This is a genomic window from Stieleria sp., from assembly GCF_041595215.1.
In the GTDB taxonomy this organism is placed as follows: domain Bacteria; phylum Planctomycetota; class Planctomycetia; order Pirellulales; family Pirellulaceae; genus Stieleria; species Stieleria magnilauensis.
The window spans coordinates 1-1,601 of sequence record NZ_JBFHKV010001476.1 but is presented as its reverse complement, the minus strand read 5'-3'; the positions used below and the strand labels follow the sequence as shown (position 1 = coordinate 1,601).

General features: G+C 61.1%; 1 protein-coding gene. It reads right to left on the bottom strand.

Translation table 11 applies throughout. The features are described 5' to 3' along the window. The coding region (locus ABX749_RS32255; RefSeq protein WP_372899654.1) for a tetratricopeptide repeat protein at window positions 1-1,485 on the bottom strand (1,485 nt) is incomplete at its 3' end. Window positions 1,486-1,601: the final 116 nt, after the last annotated feature.

Below are 1,601 nucleotides of genomic sequence, written 5' to 3'. Positions count from 1 at the left end.
GGCGAGGCGGACCAGTGAGTCTCGACCGCGTCGATCACCCTCGGCGATCGAATTCCAGGTCTCGATCGTTTCTTCTTTTCGGCCCAACCGATAAAGGTATTCACCCAGGTACTCTCGATACTGTGGTGAATCGGGTTCCACTTTGATGGCTTGCTCGTACAGCCCGATGGCGTCTTCTTTGCGATCGATTGCACGCATGCGATCGGCGATCTGGGACAGCGTGACGGCGTCATCCTCGCGGCGATCCGCCAACCGTTGCCACACCGCGGCGGCGGCGTTTCGTCGCGCCGCGAGTGGCCGCGTGTCGTCTTCCAGCAGGGTCTGTCCCCACCGAAGCAAGTAGTCGGGGTTGTCGGGATCTTGTTCGGCAAGCTGTTCGAATTGATCGGCCGCGGCGGCCATGTCGGCCTTGTTGACCAAGACATCGATCAGCGCCAATCGCACGTCGGCGTCGTCGGGCGCGCGTTCGACGGCCTTGCTCAACGTCTCGGCTGCTTCATCGATGCGTTGTGCGGAAACCAAGATGCGTCCCAGCCGAACCTGCAAGGCGAGATCATCGGGCGAGTCGGCGAGTTTTTGTTTGTAGTAGTTTGCCAACGCGTCGTAATCACCGGATTTCAGGAACCCTTGTTCGATCCGGTTGCGGACATCGCTGTACAGCCAGCTGCCCGGGCGCAGCCTTGCCAGGATTGCTTCCAGGGCTGCGGTGCACTGTTCGGTCTGCCCGAGTCGACGTCGCATTTCGGCGGCCTGGACCGCGAACGCGATCTTCTCGTCGTCTTTGCGCGCGGACTTGGACAGACGCTCGAATCGTTGCAGGGCTTCTTGGACATTGCCTTCGTCGGCCAGTGTGCTGGCGATCTGGCTGCCGACCCGCGTGTCGCCCGGAAACAATGCCTCCAGTTTTTGCCAAACCTCAAGTGCCTTTTCGTTTTGTCCGGCGCGGCTGTAGATTCGGCCCAGTTCAGTGAAGATCGGTAACGCTTCGTTACGAGCGGGTTTTCGCTCGATCGCCCGCTCCAGTGCCGCGGCCGCTTTCTCCGTCTGGCCGACCGCGAGTAGCGATCGCCCCAGGAAGTAGCTGCTGGCGTAGTCATCGCTCAGCAGGGATTCGGCTTTGGCAAAGGCCTCGGCCGCGAGTGCCTGGCGGCCGCGTTGAGCCTGCAACAACCCCAGAATCATCCGCTGTTGGCCGGCGTTTGGGGCATCGTCGGAGACATCCAGCGAGGCGATGAATTCGTCCAGCGTCCCGTTTTGGACGTGGAATCCGTAGACCCGGTCCAACGCGGTCCCTGGTCGTGGACGGCGCAGCAGCACCTGCAGAAACTTTTCGGCGATCGCGCGTTCTTGTTCGGACAGCCGAGTCTGTTCGGCGGGATCTGGATCTTGCGCCCGGGCGGGAGGGTTCCCGGGGGGATCCAAGGCAAAAACCAGGGTGCAAATGAAGAAAACCCAAACACGCGGCGAACGAATTTCTGCAATCACGCTCTCTATACTCCCGGGGAGGAATCGTTATCGCATCCACCACCAGTATGACGGACCCACGGACGGAGGGGGCGCAAGGCAAGGCGAATTCCGCGCAAAGAAAGGGCGCCAATTGC